Consider the following 23,338-nt stretch of genomic DNA (forward strand, 5'->3'; position numbering starts at 1 on the left):
TAAGTATAACAAATTGGCTGGGGAAAAAAACAGCCAATTGGACGGTGCTATATCCAGCCAATTTTACTATGCTAAATATGGAAGGGGAGATTCGGATGAAACGATGGCAAATGGAGTGGCTCCTAGTATCAGTAGCATTAGTATGGGGAGCGAATTATACAATTGGAAAGTATGGCGTGGCATATATGTCATCCATTCAATTTAATAGTTTACGATTTTTAGTAGCATCTCCGGTATTATTACTTATTACATTTTTAATGGAACGCTCATTACGTATTGAAAGAAAAGATTGGTTACGACTAGTAGCAGTCGGTATCGTTGGTACGGCAATGTATCAAACGATGTTTATGCTATCTGTGAAATATACTTCAGCAACGAACGCCTCATTATTAATTGCGATGTCACCTATTTTTACAGGGATATTAGCAGTATTGCACAAACAAGAACGTTTTTCGATGAAAGTACAAATAGGTTCAATAATAGCGTTTATTGGTGCAGCATTCGTTTTATTAACAGGACATACAGGAGGAGCTACTTACGAATATGCGTGGCTCGGAAATGTAATTGGATTAGTCGCAGCAATTGCGTGGGGATGGTATCCAATATTAGCGCAACCTCTTATTACAAAATACTCCGCAATGAGAGTTACATCATGGTCTACTTTAATTGGAATTGTACCACTTGTTATATACTGTTTATTCAACGTAAACTCTTTAACATGGCCAGTAGATACGCCAAGCTGGGGTTCACTAGCATATTCAATCATCTTTGCGACCATCTTCGGACTAGCAATGTGGTATGTCGGTATTAGTCAAATAGGCTCAACGAAAGTAATGGTTTATATGTATCTCGTACCATTGTTCGCAGTTATCTTTGCGGCAGTAACAATTGGAGAGCAAATTAATATGATGCAACTCGTTGGCGGTCTTATAATCTTCATCGGCTTATATGTTGTAAAAAAAGGCGGAATCAAAAAGCCTGCACTCAATTTGAAAAAAGTAAGTTAGTAGTAAAAAGGATCTCTTTCATATAGAAGGAGATCCCTTTTGTTTTCGTAATAAAAGAGCTTGTTCAACGGCCCATTTTTGATGATCATGAATGAGAAGCTCTACAGCAAGTAAAGGAGACATCCACCTTAGAACATGATCATCCTCACAGTTTTCAGTTTGTTTCTGCACCATGTTCGCAATATAAAAGAACCCGTCATTTAAATAATATATATCTTCCTTTTCTGCATAAAAATATCGAGCCGCATTACCGATATATTGATCAATTTCAATTGCCAATCCTAATTCCTCTAGTAGTTCACGGTGCAAACACTCTTCTTTTGTTTCATTACCTTCCATACCACCACCAGGTAAAAAGTAACGGTCTCCTTTTTGGATAACAGCAATCATTGAAGAAGATGAATGGAAAATAATCGCATAACAACTAGGTCTTAATACATAATGAGCGGTAGATTTTTTCAAGCCAAACGTAAGTTTTGAAATCATAAAACACGACCTTTCTCTATAAAATACATAAAAGGAATATTAAGGTAAATGCAGAATGGTATAAGTATAATCTTAATAGATTGGAGTGGTAACAACATGATAAATCGAAAATGTTCAAGATGTAAAGAAATAACAGGTACATTGCATGGTGGTAAAAAAATTAAGGAAGAATTTCTATGTGAGGACTGTTTGCAAAAAGGAATTGCGAGCGGGGAAATCGAATTATCACAAGTGGAGAAAGAACAAACTTCGTATCTTTCTATAAAAATATTAAAAATAATGAGTGTGATTTATTTAATAGTATCAATTATAACCGCTTTTTCTGCTGGAGCATTTATACAGGATCCAGGGCTTGGTGGAATATCTTTTTCAATAACAGGTGCAGTTAGTGTTATGATAATTGGATCGATATTCCAGTCTGTTCTTGTATTTTGCGGGATTTGGGTATTCATCCTTTTAGTAGAAACCGTAATTAAAATATATGAAAAAATGAAGTGAGTGAGAGGGAGAAATATATGCAAGTAAGAAACATCCAAGGGGAAGATTATGTAAAGATTCATTCTGTTTTAAATGATTGGTGGGGCGGGAGAGATATGGCTGCTATGTTGCCAAAACTGTTCTTCGTTCATTTTCAAGAAACGAGTTTTATTATTGAAGAAGAGGGCGAAACGTTAGGTTTCTTATGTGGATTTTTTTCACAAACATATAAAGATGAAGCATACGTTCATTTTATCGGTGTAAATCCGAAGTATAGAAGAAGAGGAATCGCATCGACATTGTATTCTTATTTCTTTGATATTGCTCGTGCAAATAACCGTAAAGTTGTAAAAGCAATTACGTCACCAACTAATAAAAAGTCGATACAGTTTCATCAAGAAATCGGTTTTCGAATTGAGGCTGGGGATGATGAGGTAGAGGGTGTATCGGTACATAAAAATTATGATAGGAACGGTGGTAGTAGAGTTTTGTTTTTGAAAAATGTGTAAAAGTAGGCTAGCTTAACGTTAGCCTTTTTGTTGTGAGGAGATAAAAGTATGGAGAGTAAACAATGTAGAAATGAGTACTTAAGACGCATTTATAAAGTGCAAGATTATATAGAATCACACATAAATGATTCACTTTCAATTGAAGAGTTAGCAGATGTAGCAGGATTTTCAAAGTTTCATTTTCATCGGATTTTCAAGGGGATAGTAGACGAGCCATTATCACGGTATGTAAACCGATTGAAGTTAGAAAGGGCAACAAATCTACTTACATATCGCACAGATATGACGATTACGGATATCGCTTACCATTTTGGCTTTACAGATTCAGCAGTTTTCTCTCGAACATTTAAAAGTCATTACGGAATAAGTCCATCTCATTATCGAAACGACAATAGCAAGAATTGCAAAGACGTAAGCGGAACTTCTCAATACAATGAGTGTAAGAAGGTTCGAGGAAATGTTGAAATTGTAACAGCGGACGATATAAACGTCGCATACATAAGGCATATCGGTACATATGAAGAGTTAACGCTAGTTTTTCCAAAAATGATAGAGAAATTATTTCATTACGCAGCGGAGGAAAACTATCATGTATTTGAGGATACGAAAGTATTAACCATTTACCACGATCATCATGAATTTACGGAGGACAATCATTTAAGAACTAGTTTATGTATAACAATTCCGGATGGGTCCGCAGTAGAAACGAACGACATTGGAATAATGGTAGTACCTTCTGGAGAGTATGCGGTAGGTCATTTTGAAATATTCCAAGATGAATATAAAGGAGCATGGGATTTCTTATACGGTGAATGGCTTCCAAATAGCGGAAATAAACCGAGAGATTCGTATCCTTTTGAAATGTATAAAAATGACCCAAGGCAGCACCCGGAAAATAAACATATAGTTGATATATATGTACCTATCGAACCTTTTTAATCATAGGTTAAAGGGGAATGAATAATGAAAACTGCTGAAAAGTTAGATCTGATTATAAAAGAAGAATACAAAAATATTAATGGTATGTTAGTAGTGCAGAGAGGTAATGTTGTTTTTGAAAATTATTATAATGATCACGGTCCAGATGATGCATTTCATATAGCGTCAGTCACAAAAACGATAATTTCTGCGTTGATTGGACTATGTGTAGATAAAGGGTATATACAAAGTGTTGATCAAAAAGTAATAGAATTTTTCCCGGAATATAACGTTAATTCATCTGAAATAACGGTACGACATCTGTTGACAATGACAGCTCCACATCCTTTCGTAGACTGGCAGGAACCGTTAGAAGAGCTATGTACGCAACAAGATTGGGTACAGTATACGTTAAATAGGATAGGAGCAGGCGGAGAAGTTGGGATTTTTAAATATTCATCTGCAGGAGTTCATTTATTATCAGCAATCATAACGAGCGCAACAGGAAAAAGTGCCCGTGACTTTGCAAATGAGTACTTATTTCAACCGCTCGGTATGAGAGAAATTCCAAACTATAATATAAAAGCATTTGGATTCGATGACTTATTCGGAAAAGATGTAAAAGGATGGGTTCACGATCCAAACGATATTTCGACGGGCGGATGGGGACTAACGTTAACGATTAGGGATATGGCTAAGTTTGGACAGATGTATTTGAATGAAGGTATTCATAATGGAAAACAAATACTATCAAAATCATGGATAAAAGAATCAACAGAAATGAACCAAAATCAATATGGTTATTTATGGTGGTTACGAGAAGAAGATGGAATCTTTTCATACTGTGCTATGGGTGATGGTGGGAATATGATTTGTTGTGTACCGGAGAAGGATTTGGTTGTAGTAATTGCTTCTGAAGTTATGCCGAATGCACGGGATAGATGGGAATTAATTAAAGGGTGCATACTTCCTTATTTAAAAGATTAAAATGGTTATTTTTATAAAAATAAGAATGAAAGGTTTAGTTAAACTTGCTTTGTTCTTCATGATAGAAAAAAGTGTTGTATTAACCAAGTTGAGTAACTAAAATTATAACACTTCAACACCTATACGATTATTGAATAATTGCAAGGTGTTGAAGTACTTTATAATTTGTTTAGGTATTTTTAACTATTTTTTAACTTTTCGATGTATTAGATACATCATGCCAAACACGATTGCCAGCAAGATAAATTTAATTAATTCCATTAGGCTAATATCCCATTTTGTTTCTACTCCATCTGTTAAATAAAATACATTGAACATGCCATGTAAAATTGCAGGTGTTATCACAGAATGGCTATACTCTCTCGTATACGTCAAAATTATAGATAATATAAATAATAACGAGAGATAGCTTAATATTCCTACAAACCATAATTCATAGTTTTTATAAAAGATTGATACTGGTAAATGCCATAAAGACCAAAGCGATGCAGTAATGATTGCTGTTTGTTTTAATGAATATTTTTTTCGTAAATGGTAATGAAAATTTCCACGCCATATGATTTCTTCTAAAAATGCAGACAAAGCAGCAATTGTAAGACCAATGAGTAGGAGAAATCCCAATTCATTACAATGATTAAATAAGAATTTTATATTATAAATATAAAAATAGAAATGCAGACATAGACCTAGAAGTAGTGGAAATAATATGGAGAAAATTAGTGCTTTTATTTTTGGACGTGAAATTCCAAATGTATGAACTATTTTTTGTTTCTTATATAATTTCTGATATAAAATAGCAGCTAAAAGCGGAATAACCATCGTAAACCCTAAATAATTACGACCATTTTCTATGTTCAGTAAGATGATATATACAAGCGATGTAAGGCAATACATACATAGTGTTGAATGATAAACTATGTTTCTATTAATATTGTTCACCTACTTACATGTATAAGTGATTAATCAAATATCCGATATTTTAATTATATATGAAATGGAAATTACATATGTTGAACTTGTAGAAAAAGTTAGACTAACCCCGTAACTTTTCACAACAAAAAATCGTTTAACAAAAGAAAGGATTTTCAATCACGAATGGGGGAGAACTATGAAGATTTTAATTCTAGGTGGTACACGGTTTTTAGGAAGAGCTTTTGTAGAAGAGGCTGTAAAAAGAGGGCATGAAGTTACATTATTTAATCGCGGAACGAATAAAGAAATTTTTCCTGAAGTAGAGCAGTTAATCGGTGACAGAAATGATGATGTTTCAAGTTTAGTAAATCGAAAATGGGACGCGGTAGTCGATACGTGTGGATTTTCTCCGCATCACATTAGAAATGTTGGAGAAGTCTTACGGGATAATATAAAGCATTATATATTCATCTCAAGTCTTTCCGTATATAAAGATTGGATTCCGCATCATATAAAAGAAGATTATATATTACAACCCGAACCAACGGGGAATCAAATAAAGGCTGTTGAGAATGGTGAAGTTTCTTCTTATGAGTATTATGGTGCGCTGAAAGTATTATGTGAAAAAGAAGCAGAGAAGTATTGGCCGGGGCGTGTTTTACACGTAAGAGCAGGGCTTCTTTCAGGGATGTTTGATTATACAGATCGGCTTCCATACTGGATTGGGCGTGTAGCAAAGGGAGGAGAAGTGTTAGTTCCAGGAAGAAAGGACCGTCCAGTGCAGATAGTTGATATAAAAGACGTCGCAAACTGGGGACTAAACATGGCAGAAAATAATAATGCAGGTACATTCAATGTTACAGGTCCAAATTATGAATTGACGATGGAAGAGCTATTAAATACGTGCAAAAAGGTTACGAATAGTGATGCCGCATTCGTTTGGGTTGATGAATCGTTTATGAATGAACATAAAGTGCAGCCTTGGACAGAGATACCTTTATGGCTTCCAGAAACTTTTTCATTGGAAGGTGAGACAAAGCCGTGGAAAGGTGGGTCTTCTATTAGTATTGAGAGTGCTGTTAAAGAAGGACTTAATTTTAGGAAATTAGAACATACAGTTACAGATGTATATGAGTGGATGAAGAGTGTGGACGAATGGGAATTAAAAGCAGGTATTTCAGGCCAGAGGGAGAAAGATTTGATAGAAAAGTGGTATCAATCAATTTAGGGAATCCTCTTTGTCTATACTTGATTGAACATAAGCGATGGAAGGATAAAAAGCTATGTGGAAAATTACCATTCGTAGTATTTCACAAAACTTAAGTTTCAAAAATCCAGCTACAAAGAATGAACTCGCTGAAGTTCACAAAAATTTGCAGGTGGAATTACCGAATGATTTATATCAATTATTACAGGAAACAAACGGTGTACAAGGTGAGTATGGGGACTTTATATGGTCTGCTTCAAAAATTAAAACTGAAAATATGAATATGAGAAGTATAGTTGATTTCAAGGATTTATATATGCCTTTTGACTGTTTATTATTTTTTGCTGATGGCGGAAATGGTGATTTGTTTGGTTATTCCATTTTGAACGGAATCGTGCAAAGAGATGATATATATGTATGGAATCATGAAAATAATAGTAGAACTTGGGTTGCTCCTTCGTTAGAAACTTTCATGAAGTGGTGGGAAAGTGGGAAGATAACAATTTAAACATAGTATCATGAAAAACGCCTTGTTACGAAAGAAACAAGGCGTTTTTGGCAATTAACAAATCTACCACTCTATCGATTCTTCCCCATACATGTCCCATAACTTAGGAAACATCTTTTTTAATCCTTCTTCGTCATCCTCATCCTAGTCTAACTTGATATCAACTTCCTCAAATTTTTCTTCTATTTCAAACTCTTTCTCTTTCACACTATCAGTTGTGCCAATTTTTCTGTAAAACACAACGAAGTCTTTATCGTGTATTAGCTAGTAGCAAGACCTCCACCTCAAAATCCGGCTAATACAAGGAAGGCCCGTATAAATAAGTTGTATTAATTACATTATTAGATTGTGTTTGTAACTATATTTTGGAAATTTTCTGTTGATTTGAAATGTGCGATAGTATATATTGTATATAAAGTATATATACAATATTTTTCAAAAGAGGTATTTGCATGCAAATCGTTATTACGAACACTTCAAAGGAACCTATTTATGAACAAATTGGTGTCCAAATAAAAAAACTTATTTTACTAGGTGATTTAAAGCAAGGAGATGCTCTTCCTTCAATGCGTCAGTTAGCAAAAGATTTAAGAGTAAGCATTATTACAACGAAAAGAGCATATGAAGAACTGGAAAAAGACGGTTTTATTTATTCAATTGTCGGAAGGGGGTCCTTTGTAGCAGAACAAAACATTGAAACTATGAAAGAAAAAAAATTAAAGACAGTTGAAGAAAAGTTGTGTGAAGCGATTCAAAATGCTAAACAAATGGATGTTTCTTTAAATGAGCTAAAAGAAATGCTTACAATTTTATACGAGGAGGAAAACTCTTGGAAAACGTAATAGAACTTCAAAATGTCAGTAAATCTTTTAAAGGGTTTCAAATAAACAATTTTTCGATGGAAGTAAAAAAAGGATTTGTTACGGGTTTTATTGGAGGAAATGGATCAGGTAAATCTACAACGATTAAAATGATTATGAATCTAATAAACCCGGATAGTGGAAACGTCTCCTTATTTGGCATGAACTATTCGACTGATGCGAAACGAATTAAAGAAAGAATTGGCTTCGTTTATGACGATAATGTGTTTTATGATGAACTCACATTAAAGGAAATTACTAAAATTATTGCGCCTGCTTATAAAAAATGGGATTTTAACCAATTTACATATTATAAAGATCTGTTCGAATTACCATTAAATAAAAAAATGAAAACATTCTCCAAAGGAATGAAAATGAAAGCCTCTCTCGCAATTGCCCTTTCACATCATGCTGAACTAATTATTATGGATGAACCTACATCTGGACTTGATCCTGTATTCAGAAGAGAATTATTGGATGTTCTACAAAATATTATGCAGGATGGAGAGAAAACTATCTTTTTCTCATCACATATTACAACGGATTTAGACCGCATTGCCGATTATATTACATTTATTCAAAATGGGAAGCATATTTTTACAAAAGATATTTATGCCATTGCAGAAGATTATATTTTGGTCAAAGGACCACTAGATATGTTAGATTTTGATACTGAGCGTGAATTTATATCTGTATGTAAGGCAAATACAGGTTTCGAGGGATTGATTGAAAATGTAAATTCTATCGAAACTTTATTTAATAAAGAAGTGGTGATTGAAAAACCAAGTTTAGAGGATATTATGTATTTCATGAAAAAGGGGGAGTCAAGATGCTTAATTTAATTAAAAAGGATTTGATTTTACAAAAAACTTTTTTACCTGCTTATCTCTTATTTCTAGTTACCTATTTGTGGGCCGGCATGGATGTAGCATATGTCATAATCATTTGTAGTGCCGTTTTTGTAATTAACACATATCAATCTGATGATAAAGATAATGCTAATATTTTAGTAAACTCATTACCGTATACTAGGAAGGAAATTATAAGTTCAAAATACGTTGGAACCTTATTTTTTACAATAGTAATCATCCCATTTTGTTTAGTTGGAAAATATTTCATTTTAGACAGCATGGAATTTCAACTTTCCTTAGAAAGTTACATCCTAGGCTTCTTGGCAGTCATGCTGATTACTGCATTTTACATCCCATTTTTTGTTGCATTTAAAGTGAAAAAACTTGTACCAGTTTTTATATTTTTATCTATTGGAGTTATATATTTAATGCGAAATACTCCATATTTATTAAATAAATATGCTAATGGCGTACTGACCTTTTTAAAAGAGATTTCAGATTTGAAATTATTTCTTATATTTGCTGTCATAGCAGTGGGGTGCTATGGGGTTTCATGGATATTATCTATTCGTATCTATCAGAACAAGGCTCTTTAATAGCAAGTTCTAAAAGGAGGGTGGTTTAAATGACATCAAAAAAAGAGCGTCCTAGTCGAATACGAAATTGGCTGAAAACTATTGGAGCATTTTTCGTTATGCAACTAATTTTTATCATCCTTGATATGAATTCGTGGATACCGAACTTCAAGGAAGGAGGAGTTGGGGATCGTCTCGTTAATTCAGAGTTCTTTACGGAATGGTTCGCTCCTTATAAAACAAAGCAATTTAATGTACTAACGGCAGTTATGGCTATTTTATTATTCCTAAATGTATTAACAAGTGCAATAAAAGACGCTTTTTCTAGAAAAAGAATTAATTAGCACATAAGTTGACCTTGCGTCTTTTTTAATAATGTCTTAACAATATTTAAAAACAACAGGGGAAAGATAAAAACTCCATTTATTGAAGTTTTACTTTATCTTTTATAATGATTCCTTAAAAATTATTTGATTTTTCAGTTTTGTATATTGATAGAGATGCATTCGTCCCCCATAATGCTTCCAAAGTGTGCGCAGTAATTGTGACATATGTATTTATACTTGTGATGACAAATGATGTGTATCGTTTTTGGAAAGTTCGAAAATTATTGAACGAACTAGAGAAATTTAGTAATCTTATTTGTACAGCACATACATAATAGTTTTATAGCGATTTTTAAATAAAGTATAGGGGGCAATCGGTGTGGATCTAACATTTAAAGTTGAAGAAACATGTTTTAACTACCGCGTCGGAGCAATTTGTAAATATGATAATAAAATACTCATTCTGCAAGGTGACGGTGAAGATTTTTGGTACGTACCAGGCGGAAGAGTGAAAATGTTAGAAAATAGTGAAGATGCGTTAAAACGAGAACTTGCTGAAGAGTTAGCGGTTCCTATTGAGGTAAAGAGATTAATATGGTCGGTAGAAAATTTCTTTACACTTTCTGAGAGGAAATTTCATGAAATTAGTTTTTATTATGAAGTAGAGCTTCATGAGTTACCTGCAAATGGGGCAGAGGAATATATTTTGGAAGAAGAAGGTAGAACATATTTCTTTAAGTGGGTACCTGTAGAAGAGTTAGATACATATAACTTGCAGCCAGCGTTTATAAAAGAGAAAGTAAAGGATGTATTAGTTCATACAGAGCATATCGTTTTACAAAAGTAAATGTATGCGGAGGAGAAAAGGGTGAAGGGGACTAAAAAAGAGGTACATATAAATGACAAAGTAATTCGTTACACACATATCGAAAAAGGCTCTAATACGGTTTGCTTTATGTTTTCAGGTTCAGGATACAATTATGATAAGCCGTTATTTTATTACGCGACAATGTTAATGCTTGAACATAAAATAGATGTTGTACATATTCATTATTCTTATGATGGACAATTAATGAATAAACCAATGGAAGAAGTAACGAAAGTAATGATGGATGATATTAATCCTGTAATAAATGAAGTATTAAAAGATGAGCAATACAACTATATTATGTTTTTAGGGAAATCACTCGGAACAATTCCGATTGCAAATGATTTAATGAAGAGAGAAGAGTTTTTACAGTCAAAAATGATACTACTTACACCTTTACTAACGTTTAGTTCCATTTTTGATTCGATTTTACATAGTCGTCACGAAGGGCTATTAGTAATTGGAGATAAAGATCACCAATATAATGCAGATCAAATCGATCGGTTACATAAAACGAATTTACAGATTGAAGTTGTCAAAAATGCAAATCATTCTGTAAATGTTGGGGAATATGAAACAGAGAATTCAATTGAAGCGATAGCAACAATAATAGAAAAACTTAAAGAAGTTGTTAGGACAAACTAACCTATCAATACATGCAAAAAGAGGTGCAATTTGCACCTCTTTTTTTACTTAATAAGCCCTAAGTACATGAAGCAAATAATCCTTACGATTCAGTGGATTATAATCAACACGCTTTCGAGTAGGGAAGGGGGCCTTCAGTTCTTTGTAACCAGATGACTTCGTTGTAAAAATGCCTTCTCCTTCAGTGAATGAATGAAGCATTCGCTTAAAATTATCTGTTTTCGCAACAGGTAATGAACCTGTTAAATGGTAGGAGTCATTATTGAATATAGGCTCGCTAAAAGTTGCTGGAATAGCAGCAAGCTTATACATTGCGGTACTAATTGCACGTTCTGGTACAGTTAATTCAAATGCGTTTACTGGTTCATATACACATGTTTCAGCTTGCTTTAAAGCATCCATTAAAACGAGTGGTGTTAAATTTCTAAAGTCACTCGCTGTTGTAACAGGGCTTGCATAACCAGTATGTGTTAACGTGACGATAATGTCCGTAACTTCCCATCCGTACAAACCTTGTTTTAACGTTTGAAATACTGTATCTTCAATCGCTTTATGAAATGCTAAAGGTAGTGAGCCGAGCTCAACACCTAATTTATATGTTATGCCAGAATTAAGTTCACCACGTTCGATTTTAAAGCCAATTGTTGCGTAAAATGGATTCGCTTTTTCGCCCATTACTTCAACGCTATTCCCTACACCAATTGGTTTCTCAATACATACAACTCGCGTATTTGAGAAAGTAACCTGCAAATTATATTTCTCAAAAAGTGTTGTTTCAATTACTTCTTTTTGTACTTCACCGAAAAGGCGAATATATAATTTATTATGAATATCATCTTTCCACACTTTAATGAGCGGATCTTCTTCACATAGTTCCATAAGAGCAGCGTATAAATCATGAATTTGCTCTTTTGGTAATGCTTCAATAGCAGCTTCCATTTGTGGTTCGGCAAAGTGAATGTCTTTTATATAATTCGTCCGTTCACCGATAATATCACCAATTTTAATATCATTCAGTCCCCACACTTTGCAAAATTCTCCGCTAGGAACGATAGAAGATTGAACAACATTCCCGTTATGAAATAGGCATGTTTTCTTAATCTTTTCTTTATGCCCCAGAACGTCCCCGCGCTGTATATCAACATATTTTCTTACGTGTAAACGACCAGAAAAAACTCTTACATAAGCAATCTTTTCTCCAGAAGGTTCACGTTCAATTTTAAACACAACACCGGATAATGTTTCGTTTTCTGCCGACTTATTAGCTGGAAATAAGGTTGAAGTATTTTCGAGCAGTTCAGTTACACCTATACCTGTCATGGCTGAACCGAAAAAGATTGGGTACACATTTGCTTGCTGTATTTGTTTTTCGAGTTCTTCTCTTAATAATACGTCCGGTACGATTTCATCATTTACATATGACGCAAGTAACGATTCATTATATGGTGCTAACAGTTCCATACAATCGTCATATGATTTGTATGGAATAATCCGGGCTTCTTTCGTTCCTTCGTTTTGGGCAGAGTAGAAAGGGAATGCTTCATTTGAAAGAATCTCTTTTATTTGTTTCATAACTTTTTCAGTATTTGCGCCATTACGATCAATTTTATTTACGAATAATATTGTTGGTATGTTTAGTTTCTGCAATGTCCGCATTAAAATTTTTGTTTGTGCTTGCACACCTTCAACGGCAGAAATAACTAAAATTGCACCGTCTAAAACGCGGAATGATCGCTCTACTTCAGCGATAAAATCAGCGTGTCCAGGTGTATCAATGACATTTACTTTTACATCATCAATAAAGAAAGATACAACAGATGCTTTAATCGTAATTCCGCGTTGTCTCTCTAATTCCATTGAGTCAGTTTGCGTACTTCCACTATCAACTCTGCCAATTTCTTTAATTACATTCGTTTCATAAAGAATACGCTCAGTCAAACTCGTCTTGCCAGCGTCTACGTGCGCGACAATCCCTATATTTATTGTTGTCATTTGTGAATATCCTCATTTCATTTTCCATTTTTAATTCCTCATTTCTATTTGTGTATTGCCGCATTACAATCACTCTCCAGTCATTTAAATTAGTACTATTATAGTGCAATTAACATTATTTGTAACGCGACAAAGCGCCTTAATTTGGAAAAAATAAAATGAAAACAAAATGCTTGCATTCTAAATCGATATAGATTATATTAATTGACATATCAACTATTGATACATCAAACGTTTTTGAATTGGATGTAAAGGAGGGGTAATTTGACAAGTTCATGCTCAAAAGAAGCGATTATTTTATATAAATTACACTTTCTAAATAAAGAAGTAAGTTCGAAGTTTGAAGGGTGTACGGGTATGAGCCAGTCTCGATTAGAGCTTATACTTCAGTTATATGAAGTAGGTGAAATTAGTCAAAAAGCACTTCAGCAAGAAGTGAATATTGATAATGCGGCGATTACGAGGCATTTAAAACAGTTGGAAGCAAACGGAATGATTGTAAGACGAAAAAATCCAGACGATAACAGAATTACGTTAGTTTCTCTAACTGAAGAGGGACGAAATAAAATTCAAGCGTTTCAAGAGGAAAAAGAACGTTTTGCAGCATCTGCATTTAAAGGATTAAGTGAAGAAGAACGCGACAATCTTTTAAATATGTTAAACCACATTCAAGAAAATATAAAAGAATTATAAAAAAGGGAGAATACAACTATGACTAACTCAGTAAAAACAAATGATTTTAACGAAATTTTAACAGGACGCCGTTCAATTCGTAAATACGATTCTTCAGTGAAAATTAGCAAAGAAGAAATGACAGAAATTCTTACAGAAGCAACACTTGCGCCATCATCTGTGAACATGCAACCATGGAGATTTTTAGTGATTGAAAGTGACGAAGCAAAAGCAACACTTGCACCACTTGCGAAATTTAATCAATCTCAAGTAGAAACGTCTTCAGCAATGATCGCTATATTCGGTGATTTAAACAACTTTGATAACGCAGAAGAAATTTACGGTACAGCAGTAGAGCGCGGTTTAATGCCAGCAGAAGTAAAAGAAGATCAAATGAAGAAACTTTCAGGTTACTTCTCAATGGTTACACCAGAAGTAATGAAAGATACAGTACTAATTGACGGTGGTCTTGTAGCGATGCAATTTATGCTAGCAGCTCGTGCTCACGGCTATGATACTTGTCCAATTGGCGGATTTGAAAAAGACCAAATCGCAGAAGCATTCGGATTAGATAAAGAACGTCACGTACCAGTTATGTTAATCTCAATCGGAAAAGCTGCTGACAGTGGTTACCAATCAGTTCGTCTTCCAATTGAAAAAGTTGCTGAGTGGAAGTAATTTCAAAGAAATAAGTGGAATATGAGAGGGGAAACACCATGATTATTATTCACGCAATATTTCAAGTAGATCCAGCAAAACAACAATCATTTTTAGAAGAAATTCGTCCGCTCATTCATAGTTCAAGAGAAGAAAGTGGAAATGTATCTTACGACTTATATAAAGATACCGAAAAAGAAAATGTATATACGATGGTAGAAGTATGGAAAGATGAAGAGGCAGTTGCGAGTCATAATACGAGTGAACACTTCACATCTTTCGTTAGTAAAGTAAAACAGTTTTTAACTGCTCCACTTGATATAAAAGCTTATAATGGAGAGTTAGTGAAATAATAAGGTAGAAAAGATGACTTTAGCGTATAGCTGAGGTCATCTTTTTTTGTATAAGTAGAACCTACTTCCGACACAGTTATGTTGAAAGATAAGTATTGCTTTTAACTTCAGTAATAGTGGTGAATTGTATGTTAAATTCGAACATTCGGTTTATTAGAATATTTTTCCATGGTATAATTTTCTTGGAAATATAAGGTAGAGGGGAGTAAGTGATGGGAGAATTTCAAAGTAATTTGCATAGGGCAACGCAACTTGCAACGAAAATGAGAAATGCTTCAGATAGAATGCAAAGTGCTACTAGTCGCTCTATAAATAAGGCAACGCGTACGACACTATCTGTGAACTTTAAAGCACAAGAAGCAAATCAACAAAATTTACAGATCACGACACAATTTTGCGCTGCTTTTCAACAAACGATTGATAATATCCATTCCGTAGCAAATGAATTTGAGAAAATGGATACCGGACTTCAAAAGACTTTTCAATAATGTAACAGCCTACGTAAAGGGGAAAAGGTAGGGAGAAAAGATGAGTCAAGAAATTGAAACGAGAATCAGTCAATGTAATCAAAAATTACGAATTATATTTGAAGAACAAAATGAAAACCGAATGGCGCTGCAAAATCAAGAACGAGCTGAGGCTAGTTTTCATGAATGGAAAAATAGAAATAATCGTTTATTTAACAGAATACTAGAAACTTGGTATGGTGACAAAGAAGCATTTCACCTTTTTACGAATATGCGGCAAGAGATCGGACAGTATGAAAGAAAACTTACATTCGAATTAGAAAACGAAAAAGAGACATTGCTTAAAGAAAAACGGCATCTCAGTGAGAAAGAAAACGACCTTTCCTATGAACAGTAGCAACTACAAAGGGAGGCCAATACATGAGTTTAAACATGTATTTGGGAGAAGTACAAAGTCAAACTCAAAGTATGAACGCTATATGTAATGCTACGATTCAAAGTATGGAACAAGCTATTCAATCTATTGATGCCTTTGCGATAGACACAGTATTACAAGGACAAACATACAGTAGTGCAAAAGCCTACCTTGTCCAAACATTTCGGCCATTAGCGCAAGGAATCATATGCTTATGTGAAGAATTAATTCGCCAAAACGAAGCATTTCCAAACGATTTTCAAGCAAAAGTTGCTTCAACAGATGTTATCGAACATGAAATAAGACAACAAATACAAGAAATCAATCAATCCATTGCAAGTATAGAAGCAATAGAAGTACTTACACCAATGCCTGGAGTAGACGCAATTATTGCAGTCTTAATTGCAATGAGAAAAAAACTAGAAGAAAAACTAGAGCGTCTATATGAATTCAATCATTCATCCAGCAACAACTACAGCACCGCCCTCCAATTAGCCGCTAGTATCACAGTCGGACTCGCTGAAGTGCAAAGCGGGAGAGGGTTTAGTCCTGTGAGTGGGACGTTTCATAGTGAAAAGTTAAATATGGAATGGGCAAAGCAAATTCAAATAATTATAGAAGAGAAAATACGGAAATCTGACAATGGTATTGGAAAAAGTGTAGACTTAGAGCACAATGTGTATAACGACATTGAAGGAATAAGTAGCGAAAGTAAATCTATCAACAATAGATTTACAAAAGAAGAGATAGAAGCGACACAAAAATACCTTGAAGGAATTAAAAATGGTACAATAAAAGGGAATATAGGTGAGGATTTCCAAGTTGAAACCGATGATTATGAAATGGAGCATAACATTTTTGGCCAGCCAGTCGGTGGTAAAAGACCAGTACTCGATCCTTTTTTAATCGGTGTGGCGAAGTTTGGGTTCGATTTTCTATTTGGTGATCTTTTCACACTCTTTGACCCAGAAGCTACCTATGGTGAAAAACTCCTAGCAGTTGGGATGATGACTCCATATGGGAAAGGTGTAAAAATAGTTGATAAACTTCATGATTTAAAAAAGGTTGGAGATGTGAAGAAAGCAACGTCTGGGAGTGCGGGGGTTGCTAAGGGTACGGGTGATCTAGGAATATCTAAAATAACTCAAAATTCGCCTAAAAATGTTATTTTTGGTGAATTGGATAACCTGGGTCGACCAACTGGAGTAACAGCTACAATTACACAGGACATGATTGGTACTGGTAGTAAAGCTAGCCAATCAATTAAACCTCCTGGTTTCTTAGGTGGTGGACCAGGGAGTCCAGGTCATGCCCGAGGGCATTTATTAGGTAACCAGTTAGGTGGATCTGGAAAAGATGCTCGAAATTTAGTCACGCTTTATCAGACACCTGTAAACTCACCTGTTATGAGAGATTTTGAGAGTTCTGTCCGAGCAGCTGTTGAAAAAGGTGAAGTTGTAAGATATCAATCAATTCCGATCTATGGGGGCAATAATTTAATGCCTAAAGGTGTTACGTTAAAAGCAAGGGGAACAAATGATTTTTCTTTAGATGTTACAATAATAAATAAAAAATAGGAGTCGATTTATTTGGATAAATTAATTAAAATACTCCCTCCTCCAAAATTTCCACAAAAAACTGGGGATAAAGAACAATGGGGGGAATTTTTCGGTATTCTTGGTACGGGTCTGCCTACAGACTATGTAAAATTTATTGAAACTTATGGTACAGGTGGTATTGACAATTTCTTGTGGATATTAACTCCTTTTGTAAACGATGAAAATGTAAATTATCTTGGTAGGCAGAAGGAAATGATGAATTCATATATACAATCTAAGAAAAGTTTTCCACAATATTATAAACATAATGTTTACCCTTCAAGTGGGGGGATACTTCCATGGGCATACACTGATAATGGTGACGAATTGTACTGGTTAACAGATGGAAAACCTGACGAGTGGAAAATTGTGGTATATGAATCGAGATCACCAGAGAATTATACTTACTCACTTACGATGGTAGAATTTTTATATCAAATAATAACGAAAGAATTAATATGCAATGCATTTCCTGATGATTTTCCAAGTGATGAAACTACATTTGTTTCAGTAAATGTTGAGTAGTTATTTAACCTTGATTGGCTATGTGCCTTTCAAGGTTTTTTAGTAAACTAAAAGGTTTTATTCTTTGAGAAATTTCACGTGTGAATCAAAAAATTATGATAGTAAATTGATATTCAAATATAGCGACAAACCTTACAGGAAAATAGTTATCTGTTAAAAGAAATCACAATTCATAAGTGTTGATTTCTTTTTATGGATTTGAATAACAAATATTATATCTCTCCTTGGATCAAGGCAAATAGCTACCACAATATTAGGCGATAAGGCACTAAATAAAAATAGGCCATATCGCAAAAGGAGCAAAAGCATCAAGTGGAGTAAGTACAATTGCTAATGCAGTAACACTAGCAAAAGAATTGAAGCCAATGCTTGAAATGTTACAATCATTTAAGAGGGATGCGTCCTATGCATTCTCTAGTGTTGGTGGAACTATTGTAACCAAAATACCTCAAGGTGAATTGATAGAAGCTTATTATAAGTTTGCGAAGTCAAAAGATGGTGCTAAGGGTACGGGTAATTCTATACAATATGCTGAAACTGGTGGAAGAAATATATCCCCAGAGCAGTTTTTTAAGGAAGAAGCTATTACAGAAGAAATGTATGAAAAATTTAGAAATCTAGGAACAGAAGATGTGAATGCAATTGCTAAAAATACAGGCTTTTCTGTTGCTAGAATACAAAGGATTAAAGATCATGTTTTTAATAACTCTCATATAAAGGATCATGGAGTTGGGAGATTTGATCCGGACTACGAACTAACTCAAGCATGGCAAAGATTGATAGATGGGAAACAAGTAGATTCTGATATACAATTATTACATCACGAAATTTTCGAGTCAAAATTTGAGGGTATATTCCAGACTAATTATAGAACAGCTCATGACAAAACTATAGAATCTGGAAGACCATGGAATTGGGAGAAAAACTATGAGGAGTGAAGATTCATGGCAGTTTTTGTTTTAATGTTGAAGGAATTTGAGGATGAAGAGAGGGTGGTTTATCAATATGGACCGAATGAAGATTTAATGGGACGAATTGAATATGATAAAATAAATGGAGTTATCAACCAACTATCGCAAATTGATTCACAAGAGTTCGTTGATGAATTCTTCTTTAAGAGAGCAGGAAGACGACTTTCAAGAATGATTATTAAAGAAAATCAAAATTTTGTTGATCGAACAACTATTGAATCTTAATTGCCTGCTCATGATTTTATAAATTTTTTATTAGATATAGGTATTTAAGAGATATAGCACAATATAAGGACCTTGATTGGCTAAATGCCTCTCAAGGTTTTTTACTTTAATTTATATTAAAACAGTTGATAATTGAGTGAGACAATAAGAAAATGTTTTGCTTGAGAATCGAGAGCTCATGATGGTAGTACCATCATGGAGTTTGGTTTTAATACTCGGATAGAGTGATAAGTACGATAAATAGGCGAGATGACATTTTACAAGGCAGGGGTAGTTATTATATGGAGTGGGTAAAAAACTAACGAGATTGACAAAGCTCGTGGCGATAAACAATGGATAACGTGAAAGTGTTTGCTTGTGCTACCTTGGCTTAAAGTTTTGGGTTGTATTTTTACAAGAGAAGGTCGTATAATACTCGCTATTCGTTAAAAAGCGTTACGAAAATTACAATTTATGTAACGGGAGGGTGAAAAGTTGAACGTTGTTGGGTATATACGAGTCTCAACTCAAGGGCAGGCAAGAGATGGATATAGCTTGAAATATCAAGAAGAGGAAATTAAAGCATATTGTAAGGAACAAGGCTTAAACTTGATACATATTTTTAAAGATGAAGGAATTAGTGGCGCAAAACTAAATGAAGAAGCATTCGAAATAGACAGGGTGGGCTTACAGGAGATGTTGGCTCACCTTTCGTCTGTCCAAATTGATTATGTGGTGGTGCTGAACACAAGCCGATTATGGCGGTCAGATATTGTGAAGGTACTGATACAACGAGAGCTGAAGAAATATAGCTGTGACATTAAAAGCATTGAACAGCCATTTTACAGCATTCACAAAAAAGACCCAAACGATTTTTTGGTCAATGGCTTAATGGAGTTATTAGACCAATACCAACGGCTTGAAATAGCGCTGAAGCTAACGAAAGGAAGAAATAAAAAGGCAAAAGAAGGTGGATATGCAGGGGGAAGGGTAACATTTGGCTATATGAAACAAAAAGGTGAAAAGGAACTAAAGATACATAACAATCATGCAGAAGCATTGAATAAAGAAGGCTATCAAACAACCCAAGGGAAAGCATTTACGAAAGTGCAAGTGAAACGCATTTTAGACCGAGAAAGTTTTTATCAAGGGATATATACATACGGACAAATACAGGCAAATGGAAAACATGAAGCAATAATTTAAAAGGTTACTTAAAAAAGGGACACATTTTCTTATATATCCCTATGTAAAGGTGAAAATGGATAGGCTTTCGTACCAATGCGCATCGGATGGTGAACGCTCGAACTAAGGTTGCCGGCATTTTCATTCAATAATTGACAGCTGAATAGGAGGATGAACCATGCATGAAAAACAGAAACACATTTATGTGGGTGTAGACTTACATAAACATCAGCATGTGGCAGTGATTATTAATTGTTGGCAGGAGAAGCTTGATGAAATAAAGGTTGAAAATAAACCGTCCGCTTTCTCAACATTTTTACTAGATATTGATAAAAATGGTTAGTATCTGAAGAAAAAGCTGTAGAACAACTAAAAAGGTTATTTAAGAAAATGGATATTGATATAGAAGTGAAGTATTATCCAGAATAGAAAGGGGTAGCACTATGAAAATAATAAGTGAATTAGAATTGAAGAAAATGATTGAACTAGAAAAAGATAACTTAGTCGTTAGAAAGGATATTAGTGATGAAAAATTAAAGAGATTTTTAAGTTATTATGAGTTCTTTACTAATAATGTAATAGATTTAGTGGAAAAAGAAGATAAAAATACCATATTGTACAGTAAATATTATTGGTATACAAAATATAAGAAAAGATATTTTGAAGTTTATGGATATGATGCTGGTATTGAACAAGAAGGGTTTAAGTTGTTAGAAGAACTTGAAAATGAGTTGGAAGATGGTATTGATTGGGTAATAATACAGGACATTGAAGAGAGAGGAAAATAAAACTAACTGTTTGTCTTTATATATGAGAACGACTAAGCTTGTGATGCTAAAATTAAATGTGCATAAGCACATATACAGAAACGAATACTGAAGTATATTTGCATTTAACTTAAAAATAATAAGGTATTTGAAAATACGTACTTCATGAAGGGAATACCATCATAGAGTATTATGTGCAATAATAGAATAGAAAACGAAGTACGAGCTTAGGCGAGATGACATTTTACTGGGTGATGAATATAAACACATGGAATGGACAAAAAACTAGCGAACTCGTACAAACTCGTAAGTTTTAACGTAGTAGTTGTCATGATATACAAAAGGTGTCATACTGTTACTACAAAACTTACAAATTTATGCTACTTAAAAACATATGAACTTAAAGCACTTTGTTGTCTATTTGAGGCAATAAAGTGCTTTTTTAATTGAAAGGTATGCTATAAATTTATAGAAATTATTTTTATGAATTAAAGCTAACAGTATATGCACATAGGCTTCAATTGCAGTTATATAGTATGCTTTTCAATGTCAAAAAACATTAGAAAAAGCAGGACAATATTATTAAATAGCCGGTTCCATTGTAGAAATGTTTGAAGCTATTTCGCTCATAGGCGGATCGAATTTCTTAACTATTGTGGCAGAAGTAGGAACTGGTGGGTTAGCATCACCAATTGTTATTCCATTAGATATAGCAGCAACAGCTGCTGGGGCTAGTCTTTTTGCACATGGTGGATTTGTATGGGATAAATCGATTCAAAATACTAAGGATACTATTCAAAAAATCCAGTCTTCTGGTGGGGGTAAGGGTACAGGTGTTGATGGTCAGGGAGCCAGTGTAGCAGGGAACATTGGAAAAAATGATAAACTAGCAAGTCAAGGGCATGTTGATGCTGGCGTTTCAGGTGCTCCAAAAGTTGATGCAGGAAAACAGGGTAAACATGTTCCTGGTCATGGGAATAATGTCTCAACCAAATCGCAGTGGGGAGCAGGGAAAAATGGAGTAGTAGAGACACAAGAAGCATGGGTGAAAGGAACACCAGTAAAGCCAGACGGAAGTGTTAGAGTGCATGATTTTGGAAAGCCAATAGGTCCAAATGGAGAAACGAGGGTAAAGGTTCATATGGATGGTAAAGGAAATATACATGGGTACCCTGTACAATAAAGGAGAATAATTATGAGTGATGAGATACTAAAAGTTGTTAATAAATTATATAAACAAGGTGATTTCCAATATGTTTTGGGGAAATTTGTTGATAAACATTTTTGGGATGGAGAAATTAATAAAATATCAAATATAAACGTTGATAATATTACTGATTTTAGTTATTCAACATGTTTTTCTTACATTCTTCAACCACTAGATGTGAAATTTCGTTTTGGTAGTGTAGAATTCAGTGAGTACGTTCGGAAGCAATCAGAAATTAATTGTGTAATGCTAATGATTTCGGCAATCGCGCCATATGCAGTGGTTAAATATTTAAGATATAGATATACTAATGGTACAATCGAGCTAGTTGAAGAGTCCTCGCCATACAATGATGAATCTAAGAAAATAGGAAGTAGTATTTTAAAATTATTAGATAGTAACGGAATAAAGAATCTTGATAAAGAAACGTTAAGTATTGAAGTGGAGGATGTTTCGTTAGAGTTAAAGGAAACAGGTGTTACTATATATAATTGTCTATTTGAAGATGAGTATTAAAAAAGAGGCATTAATAATTGTGCAGAACTTAAAGGGATACAAATAATAGAGGTAGATTAGTAGTTATTAAGAAGTGATTACAGTTCGAAAATGTAGCCTCATTGAAAAGAGAGGCCCTCGTTAGTAAACGGTTATAACTTACCCTATGGGGTGAATTTTCCCTGTGGGGTGTGCTTGTGGGAGTTTAAGAGGGTGGAGGTAAGGGAGCCAGCGTTGCCGAGGATATTAAGATACAATATTTATAGGAGGATAAAATGAATAGTAATTATGAATTTATTGAAGATAAAGAGAAAAATGATGAATTGATGTCAATATATTTTAACTTTATAAACGGTAAGTACTTGGAAAGAGCTTTGAGTTTTTTGTAAAAAAGGAGGGGTTTGGACAAGAAATAGTATTCGTTCATTTTCAATCTGATTTAGATGAATTTGATATGTCACAGCTACCTACACCTTTAGATGATAAACATGTGTTAGTTGAATTAGATTCTCCAGCTGTTGAGTCTGAACAACAATTGTATTTGGACTTTGAAACTTTTTGTAATTATTTGGAAGAACATGTGAAAAAGGAAGTGGAAAAAAATCCAGAAAGAAATGGATTAATAGACTTATTAGTGCAAGTTAAGCGTAGCTTAAATTTGTAATAGCTTATAGCTATTTTGCTAAATTCTGAG

At 34.1% G+C, this 23,338-nt stretch carries 27 protein-coding genes and 5 pseudogenes; 28 read left to right on the plus strand and 4 right to left on the minus strand.

Annotation, left to right across the window (positions count from 1 at the left end):
• Window positions 1-95 precede the first annotated feature (95 nt).
• Entirely contained in the window at window positions 96-1,007 is a 912-nt protein-coding gene (locus tag AC3WTA_RS23695; RefSeq protein WP_000832964.1) for a DMT family transporter, read from the plus strand.
• 18 nt (window positions 1,008-1,025) lie between these two features.
• Here the strand turns inward: AC3WTA_RS23695 and AC3WTA_RS23700 are convergent, their stop codons facing one another.
• Window positions 1,026-1,493: an NUDIX hydrolase gene (locus tag AC3WTA_RS23700; protein ID WP_000623997.1), complete on the minus strand. Its 468-nt coding sequence runs from the start codon at window positions 1,491-1,493 to the stop codon at window positions 1,026-1,028.
• 96 nt (window positions 1,494-1,589) lie between these two features.
• On the opposite strand from AC3WTA_RS23700, the gene AC3WTA_RS23705 reads away from it, so the two are divergent.
• From AC3WTA_RS23705 to AC3WTA_RS23720, 4 genes are read left to right on the plus strand one after another with little or no spacing between them, the layout of a single operon-like run.
• A complete protein-coding gene (locus AC3WTA_RS23705; RefSeq protein WP_002096493.1) occupies window positions 1,590-1,991 on the plus strand; it encodes a DUF3980 domain-containing protein in 402 nt (133 codons plus the stop codon).
• Window positions 1,992-2,008: 17 nt separating this feature from the next.
• Window positions 2,009-2,479 carry a GNAT family N-acetyltransferase gene (locus AC3WTA_RS23710; protein ID WP_001198089.1) on the plus strand — a complete coding sequence of 157 codons (471 nt, stop codon included), beginning with the start codon at window positions 2,009-2,011 and terminating at the stop codon, window positions 2,477-2,479.
• Between the two features lie 48 nt (window positions 2,480-2,527).
• Complete coding sequence (locus AC3WTA_RS23715) at window positions 2,528-3,418, plus strand: AraC family transcriptional regulator (RefSeq protein ID WP_000444204.1); 891 nt, start codon at window positions 2,528-2,530, stop codon at window positions 3,416-3,418.
• Between the two features lie 24 nt (window positions 3,419-3,442).
• Window positions 3,443-4,384, plus strand: a complete 942-nt coding sequence (locus AC3WTA_RS23720) for a serine hydrolase domain-containing protein (RefSeq protein ID WP_492333044.1) — start codon at window positions 3,443-3,445, stop codon at window positions 4,382-4,384.
• Between the two features lie 183 nt (window positions 4,385-4,567).
• On the opposite strand, the gene AC3WTA_RS23725 is transcribed toward AC3WTA_RS23720, so the two are convergent.
• Window positions 4,568-5,323, minus strand: a complete 756-nt coding sequence (locus AC3WTA_RS23725) for a CPBP family intramembrane glutamic endopeptidase (RefSeq protein WP_033657654.1) — start codon at window positions 5,321-5,323, stop codon at window positions 4,568-4,570.
• A gap of 169 nt (window positions 5,324-5,492) precedes the next feature.
• On the opposite strand from AC3WTA_RS23725, the gene AC3WTA_RS23730 reads away from it, so the two are divergent.
• Window positions 5,493-6,524: an SDR family oxidoreductase gene (locus AC3WTA_RS23730; RefSeq protein ID WP_000697742.1), complete on the plus strand. Its 1,032-nt coding sequence runs from the start codon at window positions 5,493-5,495 to the stop codon at window positions 6,522-6,524.
• 55 nt (window positions 6,525-6,579) lie between these two features.
• Window positions 6,580-7,011 (plus strand): SMI1/KNR4 family protein, encoded by a 432-nt coding sequence (locus AC3WTA_RS23735; RefSeq protein WP_000265502.1) that lies wholly within the window; start codon window positions 6,580-6,582, stop codon window positions 7,009-7,011.
• A gap of 63 nt (window positions 7,012-7,074) precedes the next feature.
• Here AC3WTA_RS23735 and AC3WTA_RS23740 read toward each other — a convergent pair.
• Window positions 7,075-7,161: pseudogene (locus tag AC3WTA_RS23740) on the minus strand (DUF4240 domain-containing protein); the annotation flags it as partial.
• A 302-nt stretch (window positions 7,162-7,463) separates the two neighbouring features.
• Between AC3WTA_RS23740 and AC3WTA_RS23745 the strand changes: the two are divergent.
• The 6 genes from AC3WTA_RS23745 to AC3WTA_RS23770 all read left to right on the plus strand — a co-directional run bounded on the left by AC3WTA_RS23745 (window position 7,464) and on the right by AC3WTA_RS23770 (window position 11,136).
• Window positions 7,464-7,853, plus strand: a complete 390-nt coding sequence (locus tag AC3WTA_RS23745; protein ID WP_001167594.1) for a GntR family transcriptional regulator — start codon at window positions 7,464-7,466, stop codon at window positions 7,851-7,853.
• Complete coding sequence (locus AC3WTA_RS23750) at window positions 7,841-8,713, plus strand: ABC transporter ATP-binding protein (RefSeq protein WP_000432456.1); 873 nt, start codon at window positions 7,841-7,843, stop codon at window positions 8,711-8,713. The genes AC3WTA_RS23745 and AC3WTA_RS23750 overlap by 13 nt, the downstream gene beginning before the upstream one ends.
• The gene (locus tag AC3WTA_RS23755; protein ID WP_000933341.1) at window positions 8,701-9,318 is read left to right on the plus strand and encodes an ABC-2 transporter permease; all 618 of its coding nucleotides are present in this window, start codon (window positions 8,701-8,703) and stop codon (window positions 9,316-9,318) included. The genes AC3WTA_RS23750 and AC3WTA_RS23755 overlap by 13 nt, the downstream gene beginning before the upstream one ends.
• A 29-nt stretch (window positions 9,319-9,347) precedes the next feature.
• On the plus strand, window positions 9,348-9,641 hold the full coding sequence (locus tag AC3WTA_RS23760; protein ID WP_000202083.1) for a YfzA family protein: 294 nt from the start codon (window positions 9,348-9,350) through the stop codon (window positions 9,639-9,641).
• Window positions 9,642-10,002: 361 nt separating this feature from the next.
• Window positions 10,003-10,470 carry an NUDIX hydrolase gene (locus tag AC3WTA_RS23765; protein WP_000366258.1) on the plus strand — a complete coding sequence of 156 codons (468 nt, stop codon included), beginning with the start codon at window positions 10,003-10,005 and terminating at the stop codon, window positions 10,468-10,470.
• Window positions 10,471-11,136, plus strand: coding sequence for an alpha/beta hydrolase (locus tag AC3WTA_RS23770; protein ID WP_097860244.1), 666 nt, complete (start codon window positions 10,471-10,473; stop codon window positions 11,134-11,136). It begins immediately after the preceding gene.
• Window positions 11,137-11,184: 48 nt separating this feature from the next.
• Here the strand turns inward: AC3WTA_RS23770 and AC3WTA_RS23775 are convergent, their stop codons facing one another.
• Window positions 11,185-13,128 (minus strand): elongation factor G, encoded by a 1,944-nt coding sequence (locus tag AC3WTA_RS23775; RefSeq protein ID WP_000207825.1) that lies wholly within the window; start codon window positions 13,126-13,128, stop codon window positions 11,185-11,187.
• A gap of 264 nt (window positions 13,129-13,392) precedes the next feature.
• Here AC3WTA_RS23775 and AC3WTA_RS23780 point away from each other — a divergent pair, with 264 nt between their 5' ends.
• From AC3WTA_RS23780 to cdiI, 15 genes and pseudogenes are all read left to right on the plus strand, one after another.
• Window positions 13,393-13,821, plus strand: a complete 429-nt coding sequence (locus tag AC3WTA_RS23780; RefSeq protein WP_000204180.1) for a MarR family winged helix-turn-helix transcriptional regulator — start codon at window positions 13,393-13,395, stop codon at window positions 13,819-13,821.
• 18 nt (window positions 13,822-13,839) lie between these two features.
• Window positions 13,840-14,478, plus strand: coding sequence for a nitroreductase family protein (locus AC3WTA_RS23785; protein ID WP_492333045.1), 639 nt, complete (start codon window positions 13,840-13,842; stop codon window positions 14,476-14,478).
• 38 nt (window positions 14,479-14,516) lie between these two features.
• Window positions 14,517-14,810, plus strand: coding sequence for a putative quinol monooxygenase (locus AC3WTA_RS23790; protein ID WP_492333046.1), 294 nt, complete (start codon window positions 14,517-14,519; stop codon window positions 14,808-14,810).
• A 212-nt stretch (window positions 14,811-15,022) separates the two neighbouring features.
• The gene (locus AC3WTA_RS23795; protein ID WP_000503629.1) at window positions 15,023-15,298 is read left to right on the plus strand and encodes a TIGR04197 family type VII secretion effector; all 276 of its coding nucleotides are present in this window, start codon (window positions 15,023-15,025) and stop codon (window positions 15,296-15,298) included.
• Window positions 15,299-15,338: 40 nt separating this feature from the next.
• Entirely contained in the window at window positions 15,339-15,674 is a 336-nt protein-coding gene (locus AC3WTA_RS23800; RefSeq protein WP_098631931.1) for a DUF3958 family protein, read from the plus strand.
• Between the two features lie 23 nt (window positions 15,675-15,697).
• On the plus strand, window positions 15,698-17,269 hold the full coding sequence (locus tag AC3WTA_RS23805; RefSeq protein ID WP_492333047.1) for a DNA/RNA non-specific endonuclease: 1,572 nt from the start codon (window positions 15,698-15,700) through the stop codon (window positions 17,267-17,269).
• Between the two features lie 12 nt (window positions 17,270-17,281).
• On the plus strand, window positions 17,282-17,815 hold the full coding sequence (locus AC3WTA_RS23810) for an SMI1/KNR4 family protein (protein ID WP_000359353.1): 534 nt from the start codon (window positions 17,282-17,284) through the stop codon (window positions 17,813-17,815).
• A gap of 226 nt (window positions 17,816-18,041) precedes the next feature.
• A pseudogene (locus tag AC3WTA_RS23815) lies at window positions 18,042-18,336 on the plus strand (cytoplasmic protein); the annotation flags it as partial.
• Between the two features lie 423 nt (window positions 18,337-18,759).
• Window positions 18,760-19,011 carry a hypothetical protein gene (locus tag AC3WTA_RS23820; RefSeq protein ID WP_000268086.1) on the plus strand — a complete coding sequence of 84 codons (252 nt, stop codon included), beginning with the start codon at window positions 18,760-18,762 and terminating at the stop codon, window positions 19,009-19,011.
• Window positions 19,012-19,485: 474 nt separating this feature from the next.
• On the plus strand, window positions 19,486-20,196 hold the full coding sequence (locus AC3WTA_RS23825; protein WP_001103512.1) for a recombinase family protein: 711 nt from the start codon (window positions 19,486-19,488) through the stop codon (window positions 20,194-20,196).
• Between the two features lie 157 nt (window positions 20,197-20,353).
• Window positions 20,354-20,506: pseudogene (locus tag AC3WTA_RS23830) on the plus strand (IS110 family RNA-guided transposase); the annotation flags it as partial.
• Window positions 20,507-20,618: 112 nt separating this feature from the next.
• The gene (locus AC3WTA_RS23835) at window positions 20,619-20,963 is read left to right on the plus strand and encodes a hypothetical protein (protein WP_000691896.1); all 345 of its coding nucleotides are present in this window, start codon (window positions 20,619-20,621) and stop codon (window positions 20,961-20,963) included.
• Window positions 20,964-21,528: 565 nt separating this feature from the next.
• Window positions 21,529-22,125 (plus strand): annotated as a pseudogene (locus AC3WTA_RS23840) (hypothetical protein); the annotation flags it as partial.
• Window positions 22,126-22,137: 12 nt separating this feature from the next.
• Window positions 22,138-22,665, plus strand: coding sequence for a hypothetical protein (locus AC3WTA_RS23845; RefSeq protein ID WP_001278749.1), 528 nt, complete (start codon window positions 22,138-22,140; stop codon window positions 22,663-22,665).
• 254 nt (window positions 22,666-22,919) lie between these two features.
• Window positions 22,920-23,308, plus strand: a pseudogene (gene cdiI, locus AC3WTA_RS23850) (ribonuclease toxin immunity protein CdiI).
• Window positions 23,309-23,338: the final 30 nt, after the last annotated feature.

It is taken from the genome of Bacillus sp. EB106-07-01-XG149 (genome assembly GCF_058791555.1).